This is a genomic window from Acidovorax sp. KNOB132 (assembly GCF_057541515.1).
This window is the reverse complement of record NZ_BAAJYT010000013.1, coordinates 1-23258: the sequence shown is the minus strand read 5'-3', so window position 1 is coordinate 23258 and position 23258 is coordinate 1. Positions and strand designations below refer to the sequence as shown.

Annotated in this window: 24 protein-coding genes and 2 pseudogenes; 22 read left to right on the top strand and 4 right to left on the bottom strand. The window is 62.0% G+C overall.

Annotation, left to right across the window (positions count from 1 at the left end):
* Nucleotides 1-4: 4 nt before the first annotated feature.
* Entirely contained in the window at nt 5-430 is a 426-nt protein-coding gene (fliS, locus tag AC27IO_RS03995; RefSeq protein WP_284431706.1) for a flagellar export chaperone FliS, read from the top strand.
* A gap of 2 nt (nt 431-432) precedes the next feature.
* Nucleotides 433-732: a flagellar protein FliT gene (locus AC27IO_RS03990; RefSeq protein ID WP_092745692.1), complete on the top strand. Its 300-nt coding sequence runs from the start codon at nt 433-435 to the stop codon at nt 730-732.
* 316 nt (nt 733-1048) lie between these two features.
* On the opposite strand, the gene fliE is transcribed toward AC27IO_RS03990, so the two are convergent.
* Nucleotides 1049-1357, bottom strand: a complete 309-nt coding sequence (gene fliE, locus AC27IO_RS03985; RefSeq protein WP_272565395.1) for a flagellar hook-basal body complex protein FliE — start codon at nt 1355-1357, stop codon at nt 1049-1051.
* A 171-nt stretch (nt 1358-1528) separates the two neighbouring features.
* On the opposite strand from fliE, the gene fliF reads away from it, so the two are divergent.
* The 13 genes from fliF (at nt 1529) to fliR (ending at nt 12760) form a co-directional block, all read left to right on the top strand.
* Entirely contained in the window at nt 1529-3211 is a 1683-nt protein-coding gene (fliF, locus tag AC27IO_RS03980; protein ID WP_284402654.1) for a flagellar basal-body MS-ring/collar protein FliF, read from the top strand.
* A gap of 51 nt (nt 3212-3262) precedes the next feature.
* Nucleotides 3263-4258, top strand: coding sequence for a flagellar motor switch protein FliG (gene fliG / locus AC27IO_RS03975; protein ID WP_272565391.1), 996 nt, complete (start codon nt 3263-3265; stop codon nt 4256-4258).
* Nucleotides 4242-4970 carry a FliH/SctL family protein gene (locus AC27IO_RS03970; protein WP_284414736.1) on the top strand — a complete coding sequence of 243 codons (729 nt, stop codon included), beginning with the start codon at nt 4242-4244 and terminating at the stop codon, nt 4968-4970. Before fliG ends, AC27IO_RS03970 begins: the two co-directional genes overlap by 17 nt.
* An 85-nt stretch (nt 4971-5055) precedes the next feature.
* On the top strand, nt 5056-6414 hold the full coding sequence (fliI, locus tag AC27IO_RS03965; RefSeq protein ID WP_284402669.1) for a flagellar protein export ATPase FliI: 1359 nt from the start codon (nt 5056-5058) through the stop codon (nt 6412-6414).
* A 21-nt stretch (nt 6415-6435) separates the two neighbouring features.
* Nucleotides 6436-6909, top strand: coding sequence for a flagellar export protein FliJ (fliJ, locus tag AC27IO_RS03960; RefSeq protein WP_284414737.1), 474 nt, complete (start codon nt 6436-6438; stop codon nt 6907-6909).
* 903 nt (nt 6910-7812) lie between these two features.
* Nucleotides 7813-8307, top strand: a complete 495-nt coding sequence (gene fliK / locus AC27IO_RS03955; protein WP_498737411.1) for a flagellar hook-length control protein FliK — start codon at nt 7813-7815, stop codon at nt 8305-8307.
* Between the two features lie 248 nt (nt 8308-8555).
* Entirely contained in the window at nt 8556-9137 is a 582-nt protein-coding gene (locus AC27IO_RS03950; RefSeq protein ID WP_272565383.1) for a flagellar basal body-associated FliL family protein, read from the top strand.
* Nucleotides 9138-9155: 18 nt separating this feature from the next.
* Nucleotides 9156-10160, top strand: a complete 1005-nt coding sequence (fliM, locus tag AC27IO_RS03945; RefSeq protein ID WP_272565382.1) for a flagellar motor switch protein FliM — start codon at nt 9156-9158, stop codon at nt 10158-10160.
* A complete protein-coding gene (gene fliN / locus AC27IO_RS03940) occupies nt 10150-10587 on the top strand; it encodes a flagellar motor switch protein FliN (protein ID WP_284407477.1) in 438 nt (145 codons plus the stop codon). Before fliM ends, fliN begins: the two co-directional genes overlap by 11 nt.
* Before the next feature lie 13 nt (nt 10588-10600).
* On the top strand, nt 10601-10960 hold the full coding sequence (locus AC27IO_RS03935) for a FliO/MopB family protein (protein ID WP_284431717.1): 360 nt from the start codon (nt 10601-10603) through the stop codon (nt 10958-10960).
* Complete coding sequence (fliP, locus tag AC27IO_RS03930; RefSeq protein WP_498737408.1) at nt 10953-11714, top strand: flagellar type III secretion system pore protein FliP; 762 nt, start codon at nt 10953-10955, stop codon at nt 11712-11714. The genes AC27IO_RS03935 and fliP overlap by 8 nt, the downstream gene beginning before the upstream one ends.
* Before the next feature lie 9 nt (nt 11715-11723).
* Nucleotides 11724-11993 (top strand): flagellar biosynthesis protein FliQ, encoded by a 270-nt coding sequence (fliQ, locus tag AC27IO_RS03925; RefSeq protein WP_272565375.1) that lies wholly within the window; start codon nt 11724-11726, stop codon nt 11991-11993.
* The gene (gene fliR / locus AC27IO_RS03920; RefSeq protein ID WP_272565373.1) at nt 11990-12760 is read left to right on the top strand and encodes a flagellar biosynthetic protein FliR; all 771 of its coding nucleotides are present in this window, start codon (nt 11990-11992) and stop codon (nt 12758-12760) included. The genes fliQ and fliR overlap by 4 nt, the downstream gene beginning before the upstream one ends.
* Before the next feature lie 12 nt (nt 12761-12772).
* Here fliR and AC27IO_RS03915 read toward each other — a convergent pair whose 3' ends face one another.
* On the bottom strand, nt 12773-13402 hold the full coding sequence (locus AC27IO_RS03915) for a response regulator (protein WP_284431709.1): 630 nt from the start codon (nt 13400-13402) through the stop codon (nt 12773-12775).
* Nucleotides 13399-14518 (bottom strand): annotated as a pseudogene (locus tag AC27IO_RS03910) (hybrid sensor histidine kinase/response regulator). Before AC27IO_RS03910 ends, AC27IO_RS03915 begins: the two are co-directional and overlap by 4 nt.
* A 166-nt stretch (nt 14519-14684) precedes the next feature.
* Between AC27IO_RS03910 and AC27IO_RS03905 the strand changes: the two are divergent.
* The 7 genes and pseudogenes from AC27IO_RS03905 to AC27IO_RS03875 all read left to right on the top strand — a co-directional run bounded on the left by AC27IO_RS03905 (nt 14685) and on the right by AC27IO_RS03875 (nt 21175).
* Nucleotides 14685-15131, top strand: a complete 447-nt coding sequence (locus tag AC27IO_RS03905) for a hypothetical protein (protein ID WP_272565370.1) — start codon at nt 14685-14687, stop codon at nt 15129-15131.
* A gap of 51 nt (nt 15132-15182) precedes the next feature.
* Complete coding sequence (locus AC27IO_RS03900) at nt 15183-15545, top strand: response regulator (protein ID WP_092745705.1); 363 nt, start codon at nt 15183-15185, stop codon at nt 15543-15545.
* A gap of 39 nt (nt 15546-15584) precedes the next feature.
* Nucleotides 15585-17738: a chemotaxis protein CheW gene (locus AC27IO_RS03895; protein ID WP_498737404.1), complete on the top strand. Its 2154-nt coding sequence runs from the start codon at nt 15585-15587 to the stop codon at nt 17736-17738.
* A gap of 31 nt (nt 17739-17769) precedes the next feature.
* A complete protein-coding gene (locus tag AC27IO_RS03890) occupies nt 17770-18261 on the top strand; it encodes a chemotaxis protein CheW (protein ID WP_498737402.1) in 492 nt (163 codons plus the stop codon).
* Between the two features lie 99 nt (nt 18262-18360).
* Nucleotides 18361-19252: pseudogene (locus tag AC27IO_RS03885) on the top strand (CheR family methyltransferase).
* 25 nt (nt 19253-19277) lie between these two features.
* The gene (cheD, locus tag AC27IO_RS03880; RefSeq protein WP_317354804.1) at nt 19278-20039 is read left to right on the top strand and encodes a chemoreceptor glutamine deamidase CheD; all 762 of its coding nucleotides are present in this window, start codon (nt 19278-19280) and stop codon (nt 20037-20039) included.
* Nucleotides 20040-20062: 23 nt separating this feature from the next.
* Nucleotides 20063-21175, top strand: coding sequence for a protein-glutamate methylesterase/protein-glutamine glutaminase (locus tag AC27IO_RS03875; protein WP_498737400.1), 1113 nt, complete (start codon nt 20063-20065; stop codon nt 21173-21175).
* A gap of 26 nt (nt 21176-21201) precedes the next feature.
* Here AC27IO_RS03875 and AC27IO_RS03870 read toward each other — a convergent pair whose 3' ends face one another.
* A complete protein-coding gene (locus AC27IO_RS03870; RefSeq protein WP_498737443.1) occupies nt 21202-23091 on the bottom strand; it encodes an ATP-binding cassette domain-containing protein in 1890 nt (629 codons plus the stop codon).
* Nucleotides 23092-23258 lie beyond the last annotated feature (167 nt).

Sequence of the window (23258 nt, the reverse complement as noted above, 5' to 3'; positions counted from 1 at the left end):
CTCGATGTACACGCCAGTCAGTTCCCGCGCCGCCTCGGTCTATCGGCAGGTCGGTGTGCAATCCAGTGTGGATGGCGCCTCGCCCCATCAATTGATCCAGATGTTGTTCGATGGCCTGGTGCAATCGCTCAACGCCGCCCGTGGCTCCATGCAGCGCGGCGACGTGGAAGAAAAGGGCCGCCACCTGGGCAAGGCCGTGCGCATCATCGAAGAAGGCCTCAAGGGCGGCCTCAACCCTGTGCAGGGTGGTGAGCTGGCTGCGAATCTCCGTGCGCTGTATGACTACTGCGTGGGCCGGCTCACCATGGCCAACCTGCGCAACGACGTCACCCTGGTGGAAGAAGTGGTCAACCTGATCGTGCCGGTGGCGCAGGGTTGGGGCGAGATCGGTGCCGGCGGCCGTCCTTCGGCCTCCGGTGGGAGAAACTAAGAATGTCTGAAATGCTCATCGATTACTACAAAGCCATCGAAGACAGCAGTGCCAAGATGCTGGAGGCTGCCAAGCTCAAGGATTGGGACGGCGTGGTTCGCTATGAAGGCGCCTGCGCGGTGCTCATCGAGCAACTGCGATTCAAGGCCCAGGAGCACGATCTGTTGCCGGAGCACCGCCGGGAAAAGACGCGCATCATGCAGCGCATCCTGAGCAACGATGCCCAGATTCGCTGCCTGGCGGAACCCTGGCTGTCGCAGTTCGAGCATTTGCTGGAGCGCCAGCCGCAGATGATGCATTGAGGAGGGGTGGGGCCCGCCCTTCGCCGGGCTGTCTGCCCGGCCAGTGCCTCCCGGCGCCACCGCGCAGCGCAGCGCAACGAACGGCAAGCCGGCATGCCTGGCGCGCAGTGCGCCTTCGGCCGTGTTGTTTTCAGGATCGCCGCCGCCGAGAGGGTTTGATGTGGGCGGTGCAGGGAATCGAAAACCCATGCGGCGGATGTATCAGCCGCAGCGGTGCAAGGTACTACCAGTCAAATGGCCTTCCAGTGCAATAAGCACTAGGGCATTAAGCTATAAAAATAATAGCAAATGATGGGTTGGATGTTGCGGGCTGGCGTCAAACCTGCATGTTCATGATGTCGGTGTAGGCCTGAACCATGCGGTTGCGCACGTGCAGCGTGGCCTGAAAGCCGATCTGGGCCTTCTGGATCGCCACCATGGTTTCTTCCAGGCTGACAGCCGGATTTTCCATCTGCACTTCCTTTTGCAGGTCGGCCGCCCGGTTCTGGGAGGCGCTGACCGACTGCAGTGCGCCCTTGAGCGCCGAGGAAAACCCCACTTCCTGCGAGTCCTGCGGTGCCGCGGCACGGCGCGCAAGGCCGGCGCCTGCAAGTGGCGTGGTGGGGCTTGATATGCGGAGGTCCATGGCTGTGTCCGAAGGAATGGCGGGATGGTGCAATCCTAGGGGGCCGGCGCCGCGCCATCCTGGGGAATAGATGGTGAAACGACGGCCTTATCTCGGCTACGTCGGCAAGGGGCTCGTCCAATAATCGCCCCACGCCAACCCTCTGCCGGGTCGGACCTTTTGGAAAGCACCATGTCCGCAGTTGCTGAAGTCCCTGTCATCAGTCCCGCCAACCCCTCGTGGATGCAGCGGTTTTCCGCGCTCGAACGGGGCCAGCGGATGCGCCTGGGCGCAGGCATGGTCTTGCTGATCGCTGCCGTGGTCGCCGCGGTGGTCTTCAGCCGCCAGCCGGACTACCGGGTGCTGTTCGCCAACCTGAGCGACAAGGATGGCGGTGCCATCGTGGCCCAGCTGTCCACGATGAACGTGCCCTACAAATATGCCGAGGGCGGCGGCGCCATCCTGATTCCGGCCGAGCGCGTGCACGACGTGCGCCTGCGCCTGGCCACCCAGGGCTTGCCCAAGGGCTCGGTGACGGGCTTTGAGCTGATGGAGACGAACCGGTTCGGCGTCACCCAGTTCCAGGAGCGGCTGAACTTCCAGCGCGGCCTGGAGGGCGAGCTGACCCGCTCGATCCAGGCGCTGTCTTCGGTGCAAAGCGCACGCGTGCACTTGGCACTGCCCAACCAGAACGGGTTCTTCCGCGAGCAGCAAAAGCCTTCCGCGTCGGTGCTGCTGAGCCTGTTCCCCGGCCGTTTCCTGGACCGCACGCAGCTGGCTGGGATCGTTCATCTGGTGGCCTCCAGCGTGCCGGAGCTGTCGCCCTCCGCCGTGAGCGTGCTGGACGATACCGGCAAGCTGCTGTCGCAGTCCCCCGACACGGCCGCCGGTTCGGGCGTGGACGCACAGCAACTGAGCTACGTGCAGCAGATCGAGCAGCAGTACACGCGCCGTATTTTGGACATCCTGGAGCCGGTGGTGGGCAAGAACAACGTCAAGGCGCAGGTGACGGCCGAGGTCGATTTCAGCCAGACCGAATCCACCTCCGAGCAGCACCGCCCCAACCAGACGCCCGACGCCAGCGCCGTGCGCAGCCAGCAGGTCGTGGAAAGCGCCGGCACCCAGGGCGCCCAGCCGCCCAGCGGTGTGCCCGGCGCCACCAGCAACCAGCCGCCCCAGCCTTCGACCGCGCCCATCAATGGCGCCAACCCCGCACCGACGGCCGCCGGTCAGCAGGGCGCGCAGGGCACGGGCAGCAAGCGCGAATCCATCACCAACTACGAAGTGGACAAGACCGTCCGCGTGACGCGCGGCGGCAGCGGCGCCCTCAAGCGCGTGAGCGCGGCGGTGGTGGTCAACTACCAGGCCGTGGCGGAAGCCGCGGGCAAGGCGCCCACCAACAAGGCCTTGTCGCCCGAGCAACTGGAGCAGATGACGGCGCTGGTGCGCGAAACCATCGGCTTCAACAAGGAGCGTGGCGACTCGGTGAACCTCATGAACACGCCGTTCCTGGTCGATTCCACGCCGGTGGTGGACCTGCCGCTGTGGAAGCAGCCCGAGATGATCGAGCTGGCCAAGAGCCTGGGCTGGCCCGTGGGCATGTCCCTGTTCGCGGCCATGGTACTGCTCGGCCTGGTGCGCCCCGCCATCAAGGGCATGGGCAAGCCCCGGGCGATTCCGGTGGCCCAGGGTGGCCAGCTCGACGCCATCGAGGCGGAAGAGCCGCAGCGCCCGGCGCTGGCCGCGCCGTCCAAGCCCGAGGAGGTCGCCCAGACGCCCGAGCAGCTGCGCCTGGAAGAGGCCCGTGTGCTGGCCAAGGAGAACCCGATGGCCGTGGCGAATATCCTCAAGACGTGGGTCAACGGCGAGTCGTGACGCGGCGCCGTGCGATGATTTCCCACCGACGCATGAAACCACGAGCTTTCCATGGATGACCAAGGCCTGAACGATGCTGCGATTTTGCTGATGTCCCTCGGCGAAGAGGAAGCCGCCGAGGTCTTCAAGCATCTGTCGCCGAAGGAAGTGCAGAAACTGGGCGAGACCATCGCCCGCATGCGCTCGGTTTCGCGCGAGAAGGTCGATTCGGTCATCAACCGCTTTTCCGGCGATGCCGCGGCGCAGAGCCTGCTGGTGTCCGACACCAGCAACTACGTGCGCTCGGTGCTCAAGCGCGCGCTGGGCGACGACAAGGCCGCGTTGCTGATCGACCGGATTCTCCAGGGCGGCGACGTTTCCGGCATCGAAAGCCTGAAGTGGATGGACCCGCTGTCGGTGGCCGAACTGCTGCGCAACGAGCACCCGCAGATCGTCGCTGCCATCCTGGTGCACCTGGATTCCGAGCAGGCCGCTGCCGTGCTGATGCAGCTCACCGACCGCCAGCGCAGCGAGGTGCTGCTGCGCGTGGCCACACTGGAGGGCATCCAGCCCACTGCGCTCAAGGACCTCAACGAGGTGCTGTTCAAGGTGCTGGCGGGTGGCGACAAGATCCGCAAGAGTTCGCTGGGCGGCGTCAAGGCAGCGGCCGAGATCATCAACCTGCTGGGCTCCAACATGGACAGCGTGGTGCTGGAGTCGATCCGGGGCTACGACCCCGACCTGGCCCAGAAGATCATGGACAAGATGTTTGTCTTCGACGACGTGGCCAAGCTCGACGACCGTGCGATTCAGACCGTGCTCAAGGAAGTGGCGTCCGAAACGCTCATCGTGGCGCTCAAGGGCGCCGTGCCCGAGCTGCGCGAGAAATTCCTGGCCAACATGTCGTCGCGCGCCGCCGAGGCCATGCGCGAAGACCTGGAGTCGCGTGGCCCGATGCGGCTGTCCGAAGTCGAGGCCCAGCAAAAGGAAATCCTCAAGACCGTTCGCCGCCTGTCGGATGAAGGCCAGATCGTGATCGGAGGCGGCGGTGATGACGCATTCGTATAACCCGCGCAGCTACACGCGGTTCATCCCCAGCGAAGAGGTCGGGGAGGTGACCCAGTGGCAGTTCGGCGCCGTGGACGGATCGGACCTGCTGCCCCCGGCGCCAGAGCCCGAACCGGAGCCCCTGCCAGTCGTCTTTGACGAGGCCACGCACCTGAGCGCCCTGGAAGCAGCGCGGCAGGAGGGCTTCGAGCAGGGCCAAGCCCATGGCGAGGAAAAGGCTGGGCTGGAATGGCAGCAGCGCATGGACGACTACATCGCCGGCCAGGGACAGGAGGTCGCGCAGCGGATGGACCAGGTGGTGCAGGCGGCCCAGGCCAGCCTCGTCCACATGCAGCAGCATGTCGCGCAGGAAGTGCTGCAGCTGGCCTGCGACATTGCTCGCCAGGTGATCCGCCAGGAACTGTCGAGCCAGCCGCAGGCCTTGCTGCCCGTGGTGCGCGAAGCCCTGGGGATGCTGATCGCCGAAGGCCGCCCGGCCACGGTGCGCATGAATCCCGCCGACTGGGAGGTGCTTGAAAAACCGCTGGGCGAAGCCTATGCGGGGGCCAAAGTGCAGTGGCTGCCCGATGCGGCCGTGGCCGCAGGCGATTGCTTCGTGGAGTCGGCCGGGACGGTGATCGATGGCTCGCTGGGCCGGCGCTGGGAGCGTGCGATCGCCGCGCTGGGCCTGGCGTCCGCCTGGGATGCCGAAGGGGAGAAGGCCCATGGCTGACACCCTCCCTGAAACTTCGCTGTTGCCGGATGCACCCGCTGGGGCTGATGTCCAGAGCCCGGCGGACACGGCCTGGGGCCGTTTCATGGCGGATGCGCGGGCCCGCGTCGCGCAGGGCGCGCCCCTGGAAACCCGCGGCACGCTCACCCGATTGACGGGGCTGGTGCTGGAGGCCGTTGGTATCCGCGTGCCCGTGGGGTCGCAGTGCATGGTGCAGATGCCTGGCCACGAGCCGGTGCTGGCGGAGGTCGTCGGGTTCTCGGCCGACCGCGCTTTCCTGATGCCGGCGGGTGACATCCACGGGCTGTCCAGTGGGGCCAGCGTGGTGCCTGCGGCGGCATATGTGCCCCAGCCGAGGCTCGGCGAGGACGCCCGGCCATCGCCGGCCGCCGGCGTGCTGCGGCTGCCGATGGGTGACGGGCTGCTGGGGCGCGTGATCGATTCCCAGGGCATTCCGCTGGACCATGGCGGTGCCGTGGTCAACGTGAATTCCGAGCCCATGGACCGGCGCCAGATCAACGCCATGGACCGCGATCCCGTGCGCGAGACCCTGGACACGGGCGTGCGTGCCATCAACGCCCTGCTCACCGTAGGGCGCGGCCAGCGCCTGGGGCTGTTCGCCGGCTCCGGCGTGGGCAAGAGCGTGCTCCTGGGGATGATGGCGCGCTACACGCAGGCCGATGTGATCGTCGTCGGCCTGATTGGCGAACGTGGCCGCGAGGTCAAGGAATTCGTGGAAGACATCCTCGGAGAGGAAGACCGGGGTCGCGCCGTCGTGGTGGCGGCGCCGGCCGATGCGCCGCCGCTGCTGCGCATGCAGGGCGCCGCGTACGCCACGGCGATTGCGGAGCACTTTCGCGACAAGGGCAAGCACGTGCTGCTGCTGATGGATTCGCTCACCCGCTATGCCATGGCGCAGCGCGAGATCGCGCTGGCCATCGGCGAGCCGCCCGCCACCAAGGGTTACCCGCCCAGCTGCTTTGCCAAGCTGCCGGCGCTGGTGGAGCGCAGCGGCAACGGATTGCACGGGGTGGGCTCCATCACGGCCTTCTACACAGTGCTGTCCGAAGGCGATGATCAGCAGGACCCGATCGCCGATGCGGCGCGCGCCATCTTGGATGGGCACATCGTGCTGTCCCGCGCGCTGGCGGAAACGGGGCACTTTCCGGCCATCGACATCGAGCAGTCGGCCTCGCGCGTGATGCACAACGTGGTGTCGCGGGAGCATTTCGAACTGGCCCGGCGGTTCCGCGCGGTGTATTCGCGCTACCAGAAGAGCCGTGACCTGATCCAGGTGGGCGCCTACATGAGCGGCTCCGACCCGGCGCTGGACGAAGCCATCCGGCTGCAGCCCGCCATGGCGGACTTTTTGCAGCAGAACATGTTCGAAGCGGCGCCCATGGGCGAAAGCCTGGGCTTCATGGGCGCGGTGCTCAACCATTGATGGGCCAGGGGTGAACCGACCATGTCTTCGCTGAATGCTTTTCTGGTGGCCGTCGAAATGGCCGAGCGCAAGCGCGACGAGGCGCGGCAGGTGCTGCAGGACGCGCAGCGCGCGCGCCAGGCATCGCAGGCCCAACTGCAGCAACTGGAAGGCTACGCGCTGGAAACCCAGGGACGCTGGGGCGCGCAGGCCGACACCACCGTCAAGCCCGAAGTCATGTACCACCACTACCAGTTCATGGACCGGCTCGCCCATGCGGTCGGCCTGCAGACCGGGGTGGTGGGCGACCAGGCCGGGCGCGTGGAACATGCCACCCGTGCCGTGCTTGCGGCCGAGTTGCGGCTGTCGGCATTGAGGAAAGTGGTCGAGAAACGGCGCCGCGAGATGGACAAGCTCCAGGCGCGTCGCGATCAGAAGCAAACCGATGAGCGCGCTGCGCTGCAATTCGGCAAGGAAAATGCAACCCAGGGCCAGCAGGGGCCGAAGGAGTGGTGAACATGGAACCGACACGCATCAACAGCTCGCACACGACCCACGAGACGCGCGGCGCGCGTGCCGCCGGCAAGGCCAGCTCAGCGCAGGATGCTACGCAGCAGGCCGCGGGGCAGGGTGGCTTCTCCCTGCTGCTGGCCGCCATGGATACCACTGCATTCGGGGATGGCACCGCAGGGGCCCTGCCGGCCGATCCAAGCGCGGCCCAGGCCACCTGGCTGCAGGCCGGCGAAGCCGGTGCACTGCCGTTGGACCCTGCCGCACTGGCGGCGCTGCAGGGGGGGCAGTTTCCTACCCAGCTGCCCCAAGGCCAGGGGCAGATCCTGGCACAGGCTGGTGCGCAGCAGGGCATGCTGGGCCAACCGCTGGGCCGGGTGTTGGGCGACAACGCTGGAACGGGCGCCTGGGCCAATGGATTCAACGGCCTGATGGACTCGGGCAGCCTGGTCGGACAGACGGCCTGGATGGACCGTGCAACGGATCTGTCCGATGCGGCTGCACCGGTGGTCCCTGGCAGCACGCCTCATAAGGGCCTGCAGGCGCGCCTTTCGGCGGCTGCGGGTTCCTCAGCTGCCGGTTTGGGCGTGGACCCATCCGCGGCAGGAACGGGTGCTGCCGGCCTGCGCAATGCGCTGGGCAAGGAAGACAGGAAGCCGGCTTCGGCAGAGATGCCTGGCGCATTGACCGCAGCGGTCGCTGCCTTGGCGCCGGACCGGCGCGATGGAGCGGGCGCCGCCGGGGGGGCCGGCATTGGCGCGGGCACCGCAGGATGCCCTGGGTGCGGCTGTGCCGGTCGCTGGCGCGCTGGCCGAAGCGGTGGCGTTGCGCTCTTCGGAGCGTGGCATGGAGTCCGGGGCCTCCGATGGGCCATCGTCACGGGGTGGCGCTTCCGGAGCGGAGTCCGGAATGGGCTTTTCCCTGAGCGACGCGCCGGTGGCCAACGATGGCTCAGGTGTGCTGGCCGACCCATCCCAGGTGGGGGTGGAGGACCAGATCGCCGAACAGGTCGCCTACTGGGTGCACCAGAAAACACAGAACGCCGAACTCACCATCGATCGTGAAGGCCAGCCCGTGGAGGTCATGGTGTCGCTGTCGGGCAATGAAGCGCATGTCACGTTCCGCAGTGACCAAGCCAACACCCGCGAATGGCTGGACTCCAGCGCGGCGCAACTGCGGGATCTGTTGCGCAGCGAGGGGCTGGAGTTGTCCGGTGTCACCGTGGGGCAGTCGGGTAGCGACGGTGCAGGGGCTTCGGGCAGCGACGGCCGCCGCCCCGCTTCGGACCGCGACGGACCGGCACGGCACGCCCAGGTGCAGGCCGCCGCCGGCGTGGGCTCGGGAGCGGGCTTGGCCGTGAAGAGCCCCTCGGGTTCCGCCCGCGCGCTGGACGTCTTTGCCTGAACGCGAGCCGGCCCAGGCGCACCGGGCCGAAGAATGGCCGCAGGCGGCATGTCCGGGTGGGCCGGCATCCCGCTCGGTTCTGGACGAAGCGCCGCCCTAGGAGGCTGAAAGCCATGGTTTTGGGCTTTTATTCTGGCTATTATCGAAAGCCGGGACGCCCAATAATGGGGACATCGAATGAGGTGTGCCGCCTGTGCGGCCCTCGCTGTGCCGCCCTGTCCTGAATTTGTTGCGCAAGGAATCCCAACGTGTCTGCCAATCCTGCCGCCGCAGCGCCACCCAAGGCCAAGAGCAAGAAGATGCTCATTATCGGTGTGGTCGTTGCCCTGCTGGTCATCGCTGGTGCAGGCGCGGCCTGGTTCATCATGAGCAGCCGCAGCCACGCCGAAGACGAAGAGGGCGCGGAGGCCCGCCCCCACGCTCCGGCAGCGCCCAAGGTGGCACCCACCTTCCTGCCCATCGACAACATGGTCGTGAACCTAGCCGATACTGGTGGAGAGCGATTCGCCCAGATCGGTCTCACGCTGGAACTGGCCGATGCGAAAACGGCAGAGCAGGTCAAGCTCTACCTGCCGAGCATCCGCAGCGCCATCCTGATGCTGGTGTCGCAGCGCACCTCCGAGGAGTTGCTGGGCCGCGAAGGCAAGGAAAAACTGGCGACCGACATCCGGCGCGAAGTCTCCAAGCCCTTGGGATACACGGTACCCAAGCCCCGCAAGCGCCCCGCCAGCCAGGAGGTGGAGGACGAAGAAGAGGCACCGCGTGCCAAGCCTGCCGCTGATACGAATCCTGTGCGGCAAGTCCTTTTCTCCAGTTTCATCATCCAGTGACGGCGACAGGAGACTGCCATGAGTGATTCATTTCTGTCGCAGGAAGAGGTCGATGCCCTTTTGGAGGGTGTCACGGGTGAGAGCCAGAAGTCGGTCGAGGAAGTGGCCGAGACCGGAGCGGTCCGCAATTACGACATCTCCAGCCAGGAGCGCATCGTGCGCGGCCGGATGCCGACGATGGAAATCGTCAACGAGCGGTTCGCGCGCAACTTCCGCATCGGCCTGTTCAATTTCATCCGGCGCAGCCCGGAAATCTCGGTGGGCACGGTGTCGGTGCAGCGTTACAGCGCTTTTCTGCGCGAGCTGGCGGTGCCGACCAACTTCAACATCGTCGCCATTCGTCCGCTGCGCGGCAGCGGGCTGATCGTGTGCGAACCGTCTCTGGTGTTCGGCATCATCGACACGCTGTATGGCGGCGTGGGCAAGTTCCAGACCCGCATCGAAGGGCGGGACTTTTCTCCGACCGAGCAGCGGGTCATCAACCGCCTGGTCGATGTGATCTGCGCCGAGTACAAAAAGGCATGGCACGGCATCTATCCGCTCGAACTGGAGTACCAGCGGTCGGAAATGCAGCCACAGTTCGCCAACATCGCGACCCCCAGCGAAATCGTGGTCTCCACGGCGTTCCAGCTGGAGATCGGGGACCTGTCCGGCGCGATTCATATCTGCATGCCCTATGCGACGCTGGAGCCTATCCGCGATGTGCTGTATTCGTCCACGCAGGGCGACTCCATCGAAGTGGACCGCCGGTGGGTGCGTGTGCTCACGCGGGAAATCCAGGCCGCAGAGGTGACGCTGGTGGCTGAACTGGCCAAGGCCGATGCCACGGTGGAGCAGTTGCTGGCCATGAAGCCCGGCGATTTCATCGAACTCGACCGCGAACCCCGCATCCGTGCCTCCATCGGAGGCGTGCCCATTTTTGAGTGCCAGTACGGCACGCACAACGCGAAATACGCCATTCGAATCGAGGAATGCCTGCGCAATTCCGATCTGAGCTGGCTGGGAGAAAAGAATGTCAACTGAAGGCGACAACGACAACAAGGACGCCAGCGCGGACGATCCATTTGCCGGCTGGGCCGAGGCGCTGGAAGAGCAAAAGCGCACGGACGAGCCTGCTGCGGACCAGGGCGGCCCCCTGGCTGGCGACCCGGTGCGGCCTTTCTCGGCCAACTCGGACTCTCCGGTCAACGACATCAACATGGTGCTGGACATTCCGGTGCAGCTGTCGGTGGAGCTGGGCCGGACCAAGGTGCCGATCAAGTACATCCTCCAGCTGGCGCAAGGCTCGGTGGTCGAACTGGACGCGTTGGCCGGCGAGCCCATGGACGTGCTGGTCAATGGCTATCTCATCGCCCAGGGCGAGGTGGTGGTGGTGAACGACAAGTTCGGTATCCGCCTGACCGATGTGGTTACGCCGTCGGAACGCCTGCGAAGGGTCAGCCGTGGATAGCGCGGGCGGCAACATGACGCAGACGCTGGTCATCGTCGTGCTCTTCGTGGCGGCCATTGCCACGCTGCCCTGGTGGATCCGGCGCATGCAGCAACGCCAGGGTGGCGGGCCGGGAGTGGCGGCGAGCGCCGCGTCCAAGGTGGTCTCCACCGTGGGCATCGGGCCGCAGCAGCGCGTGATCACGGTGGAAGTGGGGCCGGAGCACCAGCGGACCTGGCTGGTCCTGGGGGTCACGGCGCAGCAGATCCGGTGCCTGCATGTGATCGACCCTTCCGTGTCTGCCGGAGCGCCCCGGGGCGCGATTCCTGCGCCGTCCTTTGCCGATGAGGTGGCCGCAGCCAGGTTGCGGGGGCAAGAGGCGCCCCATGGCTGATCGCCGGCGCGCTTGGAGCGGGTGGGCGTTGGCGGTTGCCGCCACGGTTTTCGCTCCGGCGGCACTTGCACAAGCGGCACCGGGTTCGTTGCCCGTGCTGGTCGGTTCGGGCAACGCGGGCGCGAGCTTTTCGGTGCCCATTCAGACGCTGCTGTTCTTCACGGCCCTGTCATTTTTGCCGGCAGTGCTGCTCATGATGACGGGCTTCACCCGTATCGTGATCGTGCTGTCACTGCTGCGCCAGGCCATCGGCACCCAATCGGCACCGCCGAACCAGGTGATCGTGGGCCTGTCGCTGTTTCTCACGTTCTTCGTGATGGGACCCACCTTTGATCGCGTGTACCAGGACGCCTACGTGCCCTATACATCGAACACCATCACGTTCGAGCAGGCGCTGGAGAAGGCGGAGGCCCCCATGCGCGGCTTCATGCTCAAGCAGACGCGCCAGTCCGACTTCGCACTGTTCGCCCGCCTGGCCAAGCTCGATGCAGGGGCCACGGCGGAAACCGCGCCCCTTCGCGTACTGGTGCCGGCATTCGTGACCAGCGAGCTCAAATCGGCGTTCCAGATCGGGTTCATGATCTTCATACCGTTCCTGGTCATCGACATGGTGGTTTCCAGCATCCTGATGTCCCTGGGCATGATGATGCTGTCGCCCGTGCTGGTCGCATTGCCGTTCAAGCTCATGCTGTTCGTGCTGGCGGACGGCTGGAATCTGCTGATCGGTTCCCTGGCCGCCAGTTTCGTCACCTGAGGAGCCCGCATGACCTCGCAAATGGTTTTGACGATGGGGCGAGACGCCCTGACCTTGCTGCTGATGATTTCGATGCCGGTGCTGGGCGTGGTCATGGTGGTGGGTCTGCTCGTCAGCATCTTTCAGGCGGTGACGCAGATCAATGAGGCCACGCTCGCCTTCGTGCCCAAGCTGATTGCTGCCATGGTGGTGTTCGCCATCGCCGGCCCCTGGATGATCACTTCGCTCGTGGACTTCATCCGCAGAACCATCGAATCCATTCCGTCGGTCGTGTCGTGATCACGTTTTCAGAGGCCCAACTGGTGGCTTGGCTGTCGCCGATCCTGTGGCCTTTCCTGCGCATCCTGGCCATGTTCATGGTGGCGCCAGTATTCTCCATGCGCGTGATTCCGATGCGGGCCAAGATCGGGCTGGCCTTCCTCATTTCGGTTTGCGCGCAGGCCGCTCTACCGGATCAGCCCATCATCAACATCAACGGGCGCGAGGCACTGGGTGCCGTGGCCCAGCAACTGGCCGTGGGGGCCGCCATTGGCTTTGCGGTGCGCCTCGTATTTACGGCGGTGGAACTGGCGGGCGAGGTGATCGGACTGCAGATGGGTCTCAACTTCGCATCGTTCTTCGATCCCTCCAGCAACACGCAGGTAAGTGCCGTGGCCCGGTTTTTCGGGCACATGGCCATGCTGCTCTTCGTTGTCATCAATGGCCACCTGATGGTGCTGATGGCGGTGGTCAAGAGCTTCGACAGCTTTCCTGTGAATGGCCATTTCATGCAGGCCCTGGGCCAGTTGCGATTGCATGATCTGGGTGCTTCGCTCTTTTCCAGCGCCCTGTGGATCGCCTTGCCCATGATTGCCCTGTTGCTGTTCGTGAACATGGCCATGGGCATCATCTCGCGCGTGGCGCCGCAGATGAACATCTATGCGGTGGGCTTTCCCGTGACGCTGACCGTGGGCCTTCTGGGCATCGCGGCGACCCTGCCCATGCTCGAGCAGCCCGTCATGGCGTTGATGCAGCAATCCATCGATCTTTTCGCTTCACAGCGGTAGACGGCCTGGCCTTCAGACCAGCTGGTTTCGAATGGCGTAAACCGTCAGTTCCGCGTTGTTGGTGAGCTTGAGTTTTTCCAACACGCGAGACCGGTAGACACTGACCGTTTTCGGGCTCAGCATCAGTTCTTCCGCGATGTCCGACAGGCGCCTTCCGGACGCTATCTTGACCAGGGTCTGCAGTTCCCTCTCCGACAACGCCTCGTGGGGCAACTCGGGACTCGGCTGCGCCAAGCTGTCCGCCAGCATCTGCGCCACTTCCGGGGTGAGGTACTTGCGGCCTTTCATCACGGTGCGCACGGCTTCGATCAACTCCACGGGATCGCCCGCTTTGTTGGCATAGCCCTGTGCGCCCGCTCGCAAGCACCGCAGCGCATACTGGTCCTCGGGATACATCGATACAACCAGTACCTTGACGGCGGAGTCCGTCTCGCGCAGGCTGGCGAGCACCTCCAGGCCACTGCGGCCGGGCATGTTCAGATCAAGCAGCAGCACGTCGCAGGGCGCGGTGCGCAATACCTCCCTCAGTTCGGAGTAGCCGCCGGCCTCGCCGGTCACCTGAATGTCCGGTGCTTCCGAGAGCGTGTCACGGATGCCCCGCCGCAGGACCGCATGGTCATCACACAGCACGACCTGGATCATGGTGCCTCCTCTGAAATTTTTTGGGCTGTCAGTGGCACCGACAGGATGACGGCGGTTCCGCGGCCGGGATGGCTGCTGATGTCGAGCCATCCTCCCACGGTGCGCGCTCGCTCTTGAAGGCCCTTGAGACCGAATGATTTGGGCTTCTCCCGCATGGCGGGCTCCATGCCTCGGCCGTCGTCGGTGACTTCCAGTGTCAGCACGCCCTCACTGTCCGACAGGTCGACAGAGACATGCCGTGCTTCGGCATATTTGAAGACATTGGTCAGGGCTTCCTGTGCCGCGCGGTAAGCCACCAGCTGAATGGCTGCGTCCACGTGGATTGTGTCCTTGTTGGTAAGAACCCGGGTGGGAATACCAGTGCGCCGCTCGAAACTTTCCGCCAGCCATTGCACTGCAGCCACCAAGCCCTGGTCCAGGATGGGGGGGCGCAGGTTCATCATGATGCGCTGACTTGCCTCAATGGCGTGCTGCAGCATCTCGGTGGCGGCCGCCGCGTGGGCCTGGGTCCCGTCGTCCTTGGCATGCCGGCTGATCCAGCCCACATCGAAGCGAACGGCACTCAGTGCACCACCAATGTCATCGTGGATCTCGCGGGCAATCGCGGCCCGTTCTTTTTTCGATCGAGCTTTGCAGATGCTCGGTGAGTTCTGCCAGCCGCCTTTCGGACGCAGCCAGATCCGCCGTGGCTTTCTCCCTCGCGCGCCGAGCCTCGTGCACTTCGATGGCGCGGTCAATGACATGCGGCAACCTCGCCATGTCGTCTTTGAGAAGGTAGTCCGCAATGCCCAGCCGCATTGCATCCACGGCCGCTGCCTCGCCGATGGCGCCAGACAGCAAAACGAAGGGCGGGTGGGGCTCCCGCTGTGCCACCACACTCCAAGCGTCCAGCGCAGTGAAGCCAGGCAGGCGGTAGTCCGCAAGGATCAGATTGAAAGGCTCTGCATCGAGTTGCGCTATGAACGATGGCAGTGTGTCCACGTGGTGGATTTCATACACCACGTTGGCGCGGCGCAACGTAATGCAAGCCAACTCATGATCCGCCACAGAATCTTCTAAATGCAGGATGCGCAAGGGTTGATCCGTTACTCCTGATGGCATGGGGAACGCTATCATAGGATACATATTGGAACAAACAAGGGTGTTTGTCCCGTGCGGCGGTGATCGAGGAAAGTCGAGAGAATGGTTTGCATGGGACGTCTTTGCCAGTGGATTCCGCCACCAGCGTCTTGCCGAATTGGAATTTGTTTGCCCTGCAGCCGCTTGCAGTTCTGGAGAAACGATGCAATCTACGCTAACTAGCCCTGGCGGCCCAGGGGTTCAAGTGCCAGTCATGGTTGCTGCAGAATTGCAAGACTCCTTGTTGGTCGTCATGCATGATCTGCACCGCCTGGAGGGCTTGCTCAGCCATGCGACCGACAACCTGCTGGCACGCTTCGGCGAAGCCAACGGTGCATTGACCGACGATGTGGTTGGCGATTCGGCGGAACTCGCCGCGCTGCGGACGGCATTGCGCAGTGCCGTCACTGAGCTGCAATTTCAGGACATGGCCTCCCAGCTGATCTGGCACACCACGAAGGTGCTCCAAGGATGCGCTTTCCGTCTGGCCTCCGAAGCCATGGGCACCGAGGAGGGCGAAGAAGCCGCGCCCTTCGCTGAAATGGCCCCCGACCGTCCCAATCCTGTCACGCAGAGCGAAATGGATGCAGGATCAATCGACCTGTTCTGAGCACGCGCCCGTAATTGGTTACCTTATATATTCAAGTGAGTGGAGCCCTACATGCAATCGATTCTTGCCGTTGATGATTCACCGTCCATGCGAAAGATGGTGTCCTTCACCCTGACCGGGGCGGGGTACCACGTGGTGGAAGCGGTCGACGGGCAAGACGCGCTCGAAAAGGCCGAAACCCACGATATCCATCTGGTGCTGGCCGACCAGAATATGCCGAGGCTCGATGGAATCGGCTTGACCCGCAAGCTGCGTGAGCACCCCCGGTTCAAGACCATACCCATTCTGATCCTCACCACCGAGTCAAGCGATCAGATGAAGCAGGCGGGACGTTCCGCTGGCGCCACAGGCTGGTTGGTCAAACCTTTCGATCCGAACCGTTTGATTGAAGTGATTCAAAAAGTCATTCGCTAACGCCATCGCGTGCAGATAACCTAAGTACTGGAGCCCCTAATGGCGGATACCTATCAAGAAGGCGCGGGCGGTGGCGCGGACTTCGATCTCAGTCAGTTCTATCAGATCTTCTTCGAAGAGGCGGGCGAGAACCTGGACCAGATGGAGCACATGCTCCTGGACCTGGATCTGAGTGCGGCCAATGACGAAGAATTGAACGGTATTTTCCGTTGCGCGCATTCCATCAAGGGAGGGGCTGCAACCTTCGGATTCTCCGATGTTGCAGAGCTGACCCACCAAATGGAATCGCTGCTGGATCGCTTGCGGCGCCATGAATTGCAGCCCATTCCCCAAATGGTGGATGTGCTGCTGGAGTCTGCCGATGCGTCCCGCAGTCTGCTCGCGAGGCACCAGGCGGGAGGCCAGGGCGAAGCCGTATCCACTGCGGAACTGGTTCGCCGAATCAGTGAATTGGCTGCCGGCAATGTTCCTGCCGAACCTGTGGCGGCCGTGGCGCCTCCCCCCCCGCCGCCAGCGCCGGCTCCTGCGCCAGCTCCGGTCTCGCCTGCCCCATCCATTCCCGCTGCGGCAGCCGCACCGGGCAGCACGCGCTCTCTCGAGATCCGTATCGGTCCGCTGGAGCGTTTGGAACAGGCTGACGCGATCAAGGAATTGTTCCGCGATATTCCCGGCCTCGGTTCCATTCGCGACGTCCCTTCTGACGAGCAGGGTGTCCGGCTGTTCGCGGTCGAGACCACTTCCACCAACGATGACCTGCTGGATCTGTTCGCCTTCCATGTGTCGAAAGACCAGGTCAGGATCGGTGCAGAAGACGGTTCGGCCAGTGTGGAAGCTGATCCGGAAGCAGCCCTGCTGCAAGCGGGCGAGGTGTCCACAGAAGCACCCTATGGATTCTTCAATGGGTCCCCTGGTATGCCGAGCGATCGGACGGAGGTGGCCGTTGCAAATGTGTCGGATGCCCCGTCTGCCAAGCAGCCTGCAGCCGCAGCCCGCGCCGCGGAGCCGAAGGCAGTCAGCCAAGCGCAAATGGAGTCCACTACCATTCGTGTGGCGGTGAATAAGGTCGACCAGTTGATCAATCTGGTGGGCGAATTGGTGATCACCCAGGCCATGCTGGCGCAGAACAGCCGCGGCCTCGATGCAGGCGCGTATCAGCAATTGCTGGCGGGCCTGGCCGATCTGGATCGCAACACACGGGATTTGCAAGAGTCCGTGATGTCGATCCGCATGATTCCCATGTCGATCGTGTTCAGTCGCTTTCCGCGGATGCTCAGGGACCTAGCCAACAAGCTGGGTAAGAAAGTCGAGATGGTCACCTTGGGTGAAGCCACCGAACTGGACAAGAGCCTGGTCGAGAAAATCACCGACCCCTTGACGCATTTGGTTCGCAACAGCTGTGACCATGGCATTGAAATGCCTGCTGACCGGCTTGCTGCAGGGAAGTCCGAGCATGGAACGATCACGTTGTCCGCCTCGCATCAAGGCGGCTCCATCGTGATTGAAGTGCGCGATGATGGTCGAGGTCTTTCTCGCGAGAAAATCATGCGAAAAGCCAGAGAGCGGGGGCTGGATGTCTCTGACCAGATGACCGATGCGGATGTGTGGGGACTGATTTTCGCGCCAGGCTTCTCCACCGCCGATGAAGTGACCGACGTTTCGGGGCGCGGGGTCGGCATGGATGTGGTGAAGCGGAATATCGCTGCACTCAACGGGTCGGTGGAAATCGATTCTGCCGAAGGTTATGGCATGCGCGTGTCCGTGCGGTTACCGCTGACGCTGGCGATCATGGATGGCATGTCCGTAGGGGTGGGTGAAGAGGTCTACATCCTTCCGCTGTCTTCTGTCGTGGAGTCGTTCCAGGTCAATCCCGACGATGTCAATACAGTTGCGCAAGGATCTCAGTTGGTCAAGGTGCGGGATGAATACATGCCCGTCATTGCCCTGGAGAAAACATTTCAAGTCCCCCGCCTGGACCAAAGCAAATCCAGCAACATCATGGTGGTTGTCGAGGCAGATGGCAGCCGGGTTGCATTGTTGGTGGATGAGTTGCTCGGTCAACACCAAGTCGTTGTGAAGAACCTGGAAACCAACTATCGCAAAGTGCCCAATGTTTCCGGCGCCACCATTCTCGGGGACGGAACTGTGGCACTCATCCTGGACACAGGTGCTTTGGTGCGGCGCGCTCGCCACTGAGCCCGCGACCCGTTGATATAAGGAGAGCCCTATGGCTGGAGTGATGGAAAAAACCAATGAAGCGGCTGTCTCTGGCGCCCGGGAGTATTTGACTTTCCGGCTGGATCAAGAGGAGTATGGGATCGACATCCTGAAGGTGCAGGAGATCCGCGGCTATGAGCCGCCGACACGCATTGCCAATGCGCCAGACTTCATCAAGGGCGTGACGAATCTGCGCGGCACCATCGTTCCCATCGTTGACATGCGGCTGAAGTTCAGCTGTTCCAAAGCGGATTACAACAGTTTCACGGTGGTCATCATCCTGAATCTGCGTAACCGGGTTGTCGGGATCGTGGTGGACTCGGTGAGTGACGTCATGGAACTGAATTCCGATCAGATACGCGTTGCTCCGGAGGTGGAAAGCACCATCGACACCAACTGCATCGTCGGCCTGGGCTCGGTGGGTGAGCGCATGCTCATCCTGTTGGACATCGAGAAACTCATGGCTAGCATGGACATGGGTTTGGTCTCCGCCAACGAGTGAGACCGACATCTCGCCGCCACGCAACGGTTTAGGAATCGACGTGGCTGCATCTGTAACCACTGGCCTGTGGACCACCGACCTCTCGAAGTGAAAAGCAACATGCGCCAGACCTCCAGTCATCCCCCTTCTGCGCGAGGCGTGGCGGAATCACCAGCGGTTTCGCCTACATCGGGGCCTTTGGCCCAAGGGAGAGAATTCGTCTGGACCAACGCAGATTTTTCACGTGTCCAAGCGCTCATTTATCAGCGAGCTGGCATCAGCTTGCACGATGGCAAACATGCAATGGTCTACAGCCGCTTGTCGCGGCGGTTGCGCGATACCGGGCATACAAGCTTTCACGAATATCTGAGCTGGCTGGAAACCCATGATGGCCCAGAGTGGCAGGAGTTCGTGAATGCGCTCACGACCAATCTGACTGCGTTCTTCCGGGAGCAGCACCACTTTGAGATTCTGGCCAATCTCCTGCGCACACGGCCTGCTGGCCCGTGGAGTGTGTGGTGCAACGCTGCATCCACCGGGGAAGAACCATATTCCATCGTGATGACAGCCATGGAGTCGTTGAGCAGTAACGGCTCGTTCAAATTAACGGCCAGCGATATCGATTCCCGGGTGTTGGCTACGGCAGCCGAGGGGGTGTACCGCCTGGACAGCGTGAAAGGGTTGAGTCCTGAACGCCTTCAACGATTCTTCTTGCGGGGCAAGGCCTCAAATGCCGGGTTTGCACGTGCAAAACCTGAGTTGCGCCGAAGCATCGATTTCCTGAGCGTGAATCTCATCCGCGACGACTGGCCTTTTCGGGAGCCGTTCGATGTCGTTTTTTTGCCGTAATGTCATGATCTATTTCGATGCGCCCACTCAGCGCAAGGTTCTGGAGCGCATCCATCGCGTATTGAAACCGGGCGGCATGCTGTTTGTCGGGCATGCTGAAAACTTCAGCGAGTCCCGTGACCTTTTCACTTTGCGCGGCAAGACCGTGTATGAGCGCCGTTGACCGATAGTCTTCCGCAAGAGTCCACATGACCAATACCCGCCCTGGCTTTCCCCCTCCGTCTGGCGCACCTCCGTCCGCCTATGGTGGAACAGTAGAGCGGCGTCGTGCGCCGCGAATTGCGCCGCTCAGTGCCGATATTTACACTGGCGCTCCGGCCGCCGTCGCGAGGCAATCAACGTTGCCAGAGCTGAAGGCGCAGGCCCGTCGTCCGGGAGAGGCCTCATTTTTCTTTTTTGATCATCATTTTCAGCACAATGCGGTCAAAGTGCTCCCCGGGGAGTATTTCGTCTCGGATGAAAATCTGGTGATCATGACCGTGCTCGGCTCATGCATTGCAGCTTGCCTGTGGGACAGCCGCAGCCGCGTCGGCGGTATGAATCACTTCATGTTGCCCGATGGCGATTCGTCCGATGTATCCGGCCGCTATGGCTCGTATGCCATGGAGTTGCTGATCAACGAAATGCTGAAACTTGGAGCTCGCCGGGAAAGCATGCAGGCCAAGATATTTGGTGGGGCGCAGGTGATGCATAACTTCACCACGATGAATGTGGGGGAGCGCAACACCAACTTTGTGCTCAACTATCTCCAGACAGAGCGAATCCCGATTGTTTCGGAAGATGTGCTCGATATCTATCCTCGCAAGGTCGTTTTCTTTCCGGTGACAGGAAAAGCGATGGTGAAGCGGCTCGCCCATGCGCATCCAGAGACACTGGTGGAGCAGGAAGTTCGCGGCAACGCTGCGACGGTTGCCAAAGCGACCGCAGGTGGATCAGTGGACCTCTTTTGAGAAATGAACAAGGACATGAGGGAATGAGCAGGAAGATCCGGGTGATCGTTGTGGATGATTCGGCGTTGGTGCGCAGTCTTTTGGCCGAAATCATCAATCGCCAGCGGGACATGGAGTGCATTGGAACCGCCAACGATCCTCTGATTGCGCGCGAAATGATTCGCGAAATGAACCCCGATGTCATTACCCTAGACGTCGAGATGCCGCGCATGGACGGGATTGATTTTCTAGGGCGACTGATGCGACTTCGGCCCATGCCCGTGGTGATGATTTCCACACTCACGGAGCGAGGGGCTGAAGTCACTATGAAGGCGCTCGAACTGGGAGCGGTTGACTTCGTTGCCAAACCCCGGGTCGGCCTTTCCAGTGGTCTGAATGAATTGGCGACCCAGATCGTTGAGAAGATTCGGGTGGCCGCTGTCGCACAGGTCCGAAGAGCGCCGGTGCAGAGCTCAACCCGTTCGCACTCTCCAGCAACTGGTTCTGTAGAGGGGGCACATGCTCCGACGCATACGACCACATTGCTGGGCCGTTTGTCGACGGAAAAGCTGATTTGCATCGGTGCATCCACTGGTGGAACAGAGGCTATTCGCGAAGTGCTGATGCAGATGCCTGCAGACTCGCCCGCGATCGTGATCACACAGCACATGCCTCCAGGTTTCACCACAAGCTTCGCAGCCAGACTCAACGGCTTGTGCCAGATCACAGTGAAAGAAGCAACCAATGGAGAACGTATCTTGCCCGGTCATGCCTACATAGCGCCGGGAGGAAAGCAGTTTCATATCGCCCGCAGCGGAGCCAACTATGTGGCCGTGGTGGACGATGGTCCTCCCGTCAATCGGCACAAGCCTTCGGTGGAGGTTCTGTTCAAGTCGGCTGCCGGGGTCGCGGGGCGCAATGTTTTCGGCATCATGCTGACCGGCATGGGAAATGATGGCGCCGCCGCGATGCGCGAGATGAAGGATGCTGGCAGTTACAACTATGTGCAGGACGAGGCAAGTTGCATCGTTTTCGGTATGCCACGGGAAGCCATTGCACATGGCGCCGCAGATGAGGTTTTGCCTTTGACGCAGATTGCACCGGCTTTGATCGCCAAGCTGCGTGGCGCAACCGATCGATTGCACCATCGCATCTAGGTATCGGTGCGTAAGAAGACAGGGAGTCAGGACGACAAAGCGGTCCAGCGCTCCAGCGCAATCATCAGTTGATTTTCGATCTCTCCCTCCCTTGCATGGAGGGCTGCTGCTCGCGCACCATCTTTGGCATACAAGGAACCGTCAGCCAGTGCTGACTGAATTGACTGTTGCTCTGTCTCTAGTGTCGCAATTTGAGTTGGGAGCTGTTCAAGTTCCCGTTGCTCTTTGTAGCTCAACTTCTTTTTGGGAAGATGTGCTGGCTTTTCCTCTACGTCCACAGTGTCATTGCGCTCAGCTGCCGCCTTGGAGGGTGGCAAAGACGTGGGATTGAGCTGCCCACTGCGTCGGGACTGGATCAGCCAGTCTTGAACACTGCCTTCGTACTCACGCCAGAGCCCATTTCCTTCATATGCAATGGTGCTGGTCACCACATTGTCAAGGAAGGTCCGATCGTGGCTTACGAGGAAGACGGTGCCGTCATACGTCTGAAGCAATTCCTCCAGAAGATCCAGCGTGTCAATATCTAAGTCATTCGTGGGCTCGTCGAGCACCAGCACATTGGCAGGGCGGGCGAAGAGGCGGGCCAAAAGCAGTCGGTTGCGCTCTCCTCCTGAAAGTGAGCGGACGGGTGAGTGAGCTCTGGCAGGGGAAAAAAGAAAATCGCTGAGGTAACTTTTGACATGCTTGCGTTGCTTGCCAATCTCGATCCATTCGCTGCCAGGGCTGATGAAGTCTTCAAGGGTCGCGTCGAGGTTGATCGCATGTCGCATCTGATCAAAGTACGCTACCTGCAGATTGCTTCCGCGCCGAACGGTGCCCTCATCTTGAGCCAGCTCACCTAGGATGAGCTTGAGCAAAGTGGTTTTTCCTGCGCCATTGGGGCCGATCAAGCCCACTTTATCGCCGCGGAGGATCGTTCCAGAAAAACCGTTGACAATGACTTTGTCTCCGAAAGATTTTCTGACGTCAGACAACTCCGCAACGATCTTGCCTTGATAGCCATTTTGGGCACCTGAGGCAATATCCATCTTAACGCTGCCTAGGACCTCTCTCCTAGCACTGCGGTCAGCCCTGAGGGCCTCAAGGCGTCCGATGCGGCTTTGACTGCGAGTTCTTCGGGCTTCAACACCCTTGCGTACCCAAATTTCCTCTTGAGCGAGCAACTTGTCGGCCTTGGCCGATACAACGGCCTCCTGTGTAAGCTGCTCACCCTTTTGGAGCACGTATTGAGCGAAATTTCCCGGATACGATCGGAGTTGACCTCGATCGAGCTCCACAATCCGTGTGGCCACTCTGTCCAGGAATGAGCGATCGTGGGTGATCGTGATGACGCTGCCTTTAAAATCAATCAATAGATCTTCTAGCCATTCAATGGAGTCCAGGTCGAGGTGATTGGTCGGCTCGTCCAGTAGCAGAACATCCGGTCTTGACACCAAAGCCTGTGCAAGAGCGACTCGTTTTTTCGTACCTCCAGACAGAGTGCCTACGATCGAGTGGGGGTCTAGCCTAAGTCGCTGCAAGGTTTCTTCGACCCGCTGCTCCCAGTTCCAAGCGTCGTACGCCTCGATCTGCGACTGCAGCGCATTGAGGTCCAATCCTGGCTCGCCAGAGAGGTAAAGATCTCTTATCTCTGCTACTTCGCGCAGCCCTTCTGAGGCCGCAGCGAAAACACTGGCCTCCATCTCTAAGGCCGGCTCCTGAGCTACGTAGGCGATTCGAATTCCCTGTTGGATTTGTAAGGAGCCATCATCGGGCTTGGCAAGGCTGCCCAAGATTTTCAATAGCGATGACTTTCCTGCTCCGTTACGCCCTATCAGTCCGACGCGTTCGCTGGCTTCCAGGGAAAATCCAGCGTGATCTAGCAGTGCAACATGACCGAAAGCCAGTTGGGCGTTAATTAAGGTGAGAAGTGCCATATCGGCGGAATTATCCGGCTTCGCGCTCACGGAAGCGCAAGACAGCTGCGACAAGGCACGTTGCAATTTTTTTGTCATCTTTCTCCTAACGGGGGTGAGGAAAGTTGGTCTATACTTGCGGGTTGGCAGGTGAGACGGATGACTGAGTTGTTCGGAGAGTCTGACAA

Excerpts from the sequence above, each read along its gene's own strand:
- fliM (WP_272565382.1), top strand. The coding sequence starts at position 9,156 with ATGAGTGATTCATTTCTGTCGCAGGAAGAGGTCGATGCCCTTTTGGAG.
- fliJ (WP_284414737.1), top strand. The coding sequence starts at position 6,436 with ATGTCTTCGCTGAATGCTTTTCTGGTGGCCGTCGAAATGGCCGAGCGC.
- fliN (WP_284407477.1), top strand. The coding sequence starts at position 10,150 with ATGTCAACTGAAGGCGACAACGACAACAAGGACGCCAGCGCGGACGAT.
- AC27IO_RS03990 (WP_092745692.1), top strand. The coding sequence starts at position 433 with ATGTCTGAAATGCTCATCGATTACTACAAAGCCATCGAAGACAGCAGT.
- fliI (WP_284402669.1), top strand. The coding sequence starts at position 5,056 with ATGGCGGATGCGCGGGCCCGCGTCGCGCAGGGCGCGCCCCTGGAAACC.
- AC27IO_RS03970 (WP_284414736.1), top strand. The coding sequence starts at position 4,242 with ATGACGCATTCGTATAACCCGCGCAGCTACACGCGGTTCATCCCCAGC.
- fliQ (WP_272565375.1), top strand. The coding sequence starts at position 11,724 with ATGACCTCGCAAATGGTTTTGACGATGGGGCGAGACGCCCTGACCTTG.
- fliP (WP_498737408.1), top strand. The coding sequence starts at position 10,953 with ATGGCTGATCGCCGGCGCGCTTGGAGCGGGTGGGCGTTGGCGGTTGCC.
- fliF (WP_284402654.1), top strand. The coding sequence starts at position 1,529 with ATGTCCGCAGTTGCTGAAGTCCCTGTCATCAGTCCCGCCAACCCCTCG.
- AC27IO_RS03915 (WP_284431709.1), bottom strand. The coding sequence starts at position 13,402 with ATGATCCAGGTCGTGCTGTGTGATGACCATGCGGTCCTGCGGCGGGGC.
- AC27IO_RS03900 (WP_092745705.1), top strand. The coding sequence starts at position 15,183 with ATGCAATCGATTCTTGCCGTTGATGATTCACCGTCCATGCGAAAGATG.
- AC27IO_RS03890 (WP_498737402.1), top strand. The coding sequence starts at position 17,770 with ATGGCTGGAGTGATGGAAAAAACCAATGAAGCGGCTGTCTCTGGCGCC.
- AC27IO_RS03875 (WP_498737400.1), top strand. The coding sequence starts at position 20,063 with ATGAGCAGGAAGATCCGGGTGATCGTTGTGGATGATTCGGCGTTGGTG.
- AC27IO_RS03895 (WP_498737404.1), top strand. The coding sequence starts at position 15,585 with ATGGCGGATACCTATCAAGAAGGCGCGGGCGGTGGCGCGGACTTCGAT.
- fliK (WP_498737411.1), top strand. The coding sequence starts at position 7,813 with ATGGGCTTTTCCCTGAGCGACGCGCCGGTGGCCAACGATGGCTCAGGT.
- AC27IO_RS03935 (WP_284431717.1), top strand. The coding sequence starts at position 10,601 with ATGACGCAGACGCTGGTCATCGTCGTGCTCTTCGTGGCGGCCATTGCC.
- AC27IO_RS03870 (WP_498737443.1), bottom strand. The coding sequence starts at position 23,091 with ATGGCACTTCTCACCTTAATTAACGCCCAACTGGCTTTCGGTCATGTT.
- fliE (WP_272565395.1), bottom strand. The coding sequence starts at position 1,357 with ATGGACCTCCGCATATCAAGCCCCACCACGCCACTTGCAGGCGCCGGC.
- AC27IO_RS03905 (WP_272565370.1), top strand. The coding sequence starts at position 14,685 with ATGCAATCTACGCTAACTAGCCCTGGCGGCCCAGGGGTTCAAGTGCCA.
- fliS (WP_284431706.1), top strand. The coding sequence starts at position 5 with ATGTACACGCCAGTCAGTTCCCGCGCCGCCTCGGTCTATCGGCAGGTC.
- fliG (WP_272565391.1), top strand. The coding sequence starts at position 3,263 with ATGGATGACCAAGGCCTGAACGATGCTGCGATTTTGCTGATGTCCCTC.
- cheD (WP_317354804.1), top strand. The coding sequence starts at position 19,278 with ATGACCAATACCCGCCCTGGCTTTCCCCCTCCGTCTGGCGCACCTCCG.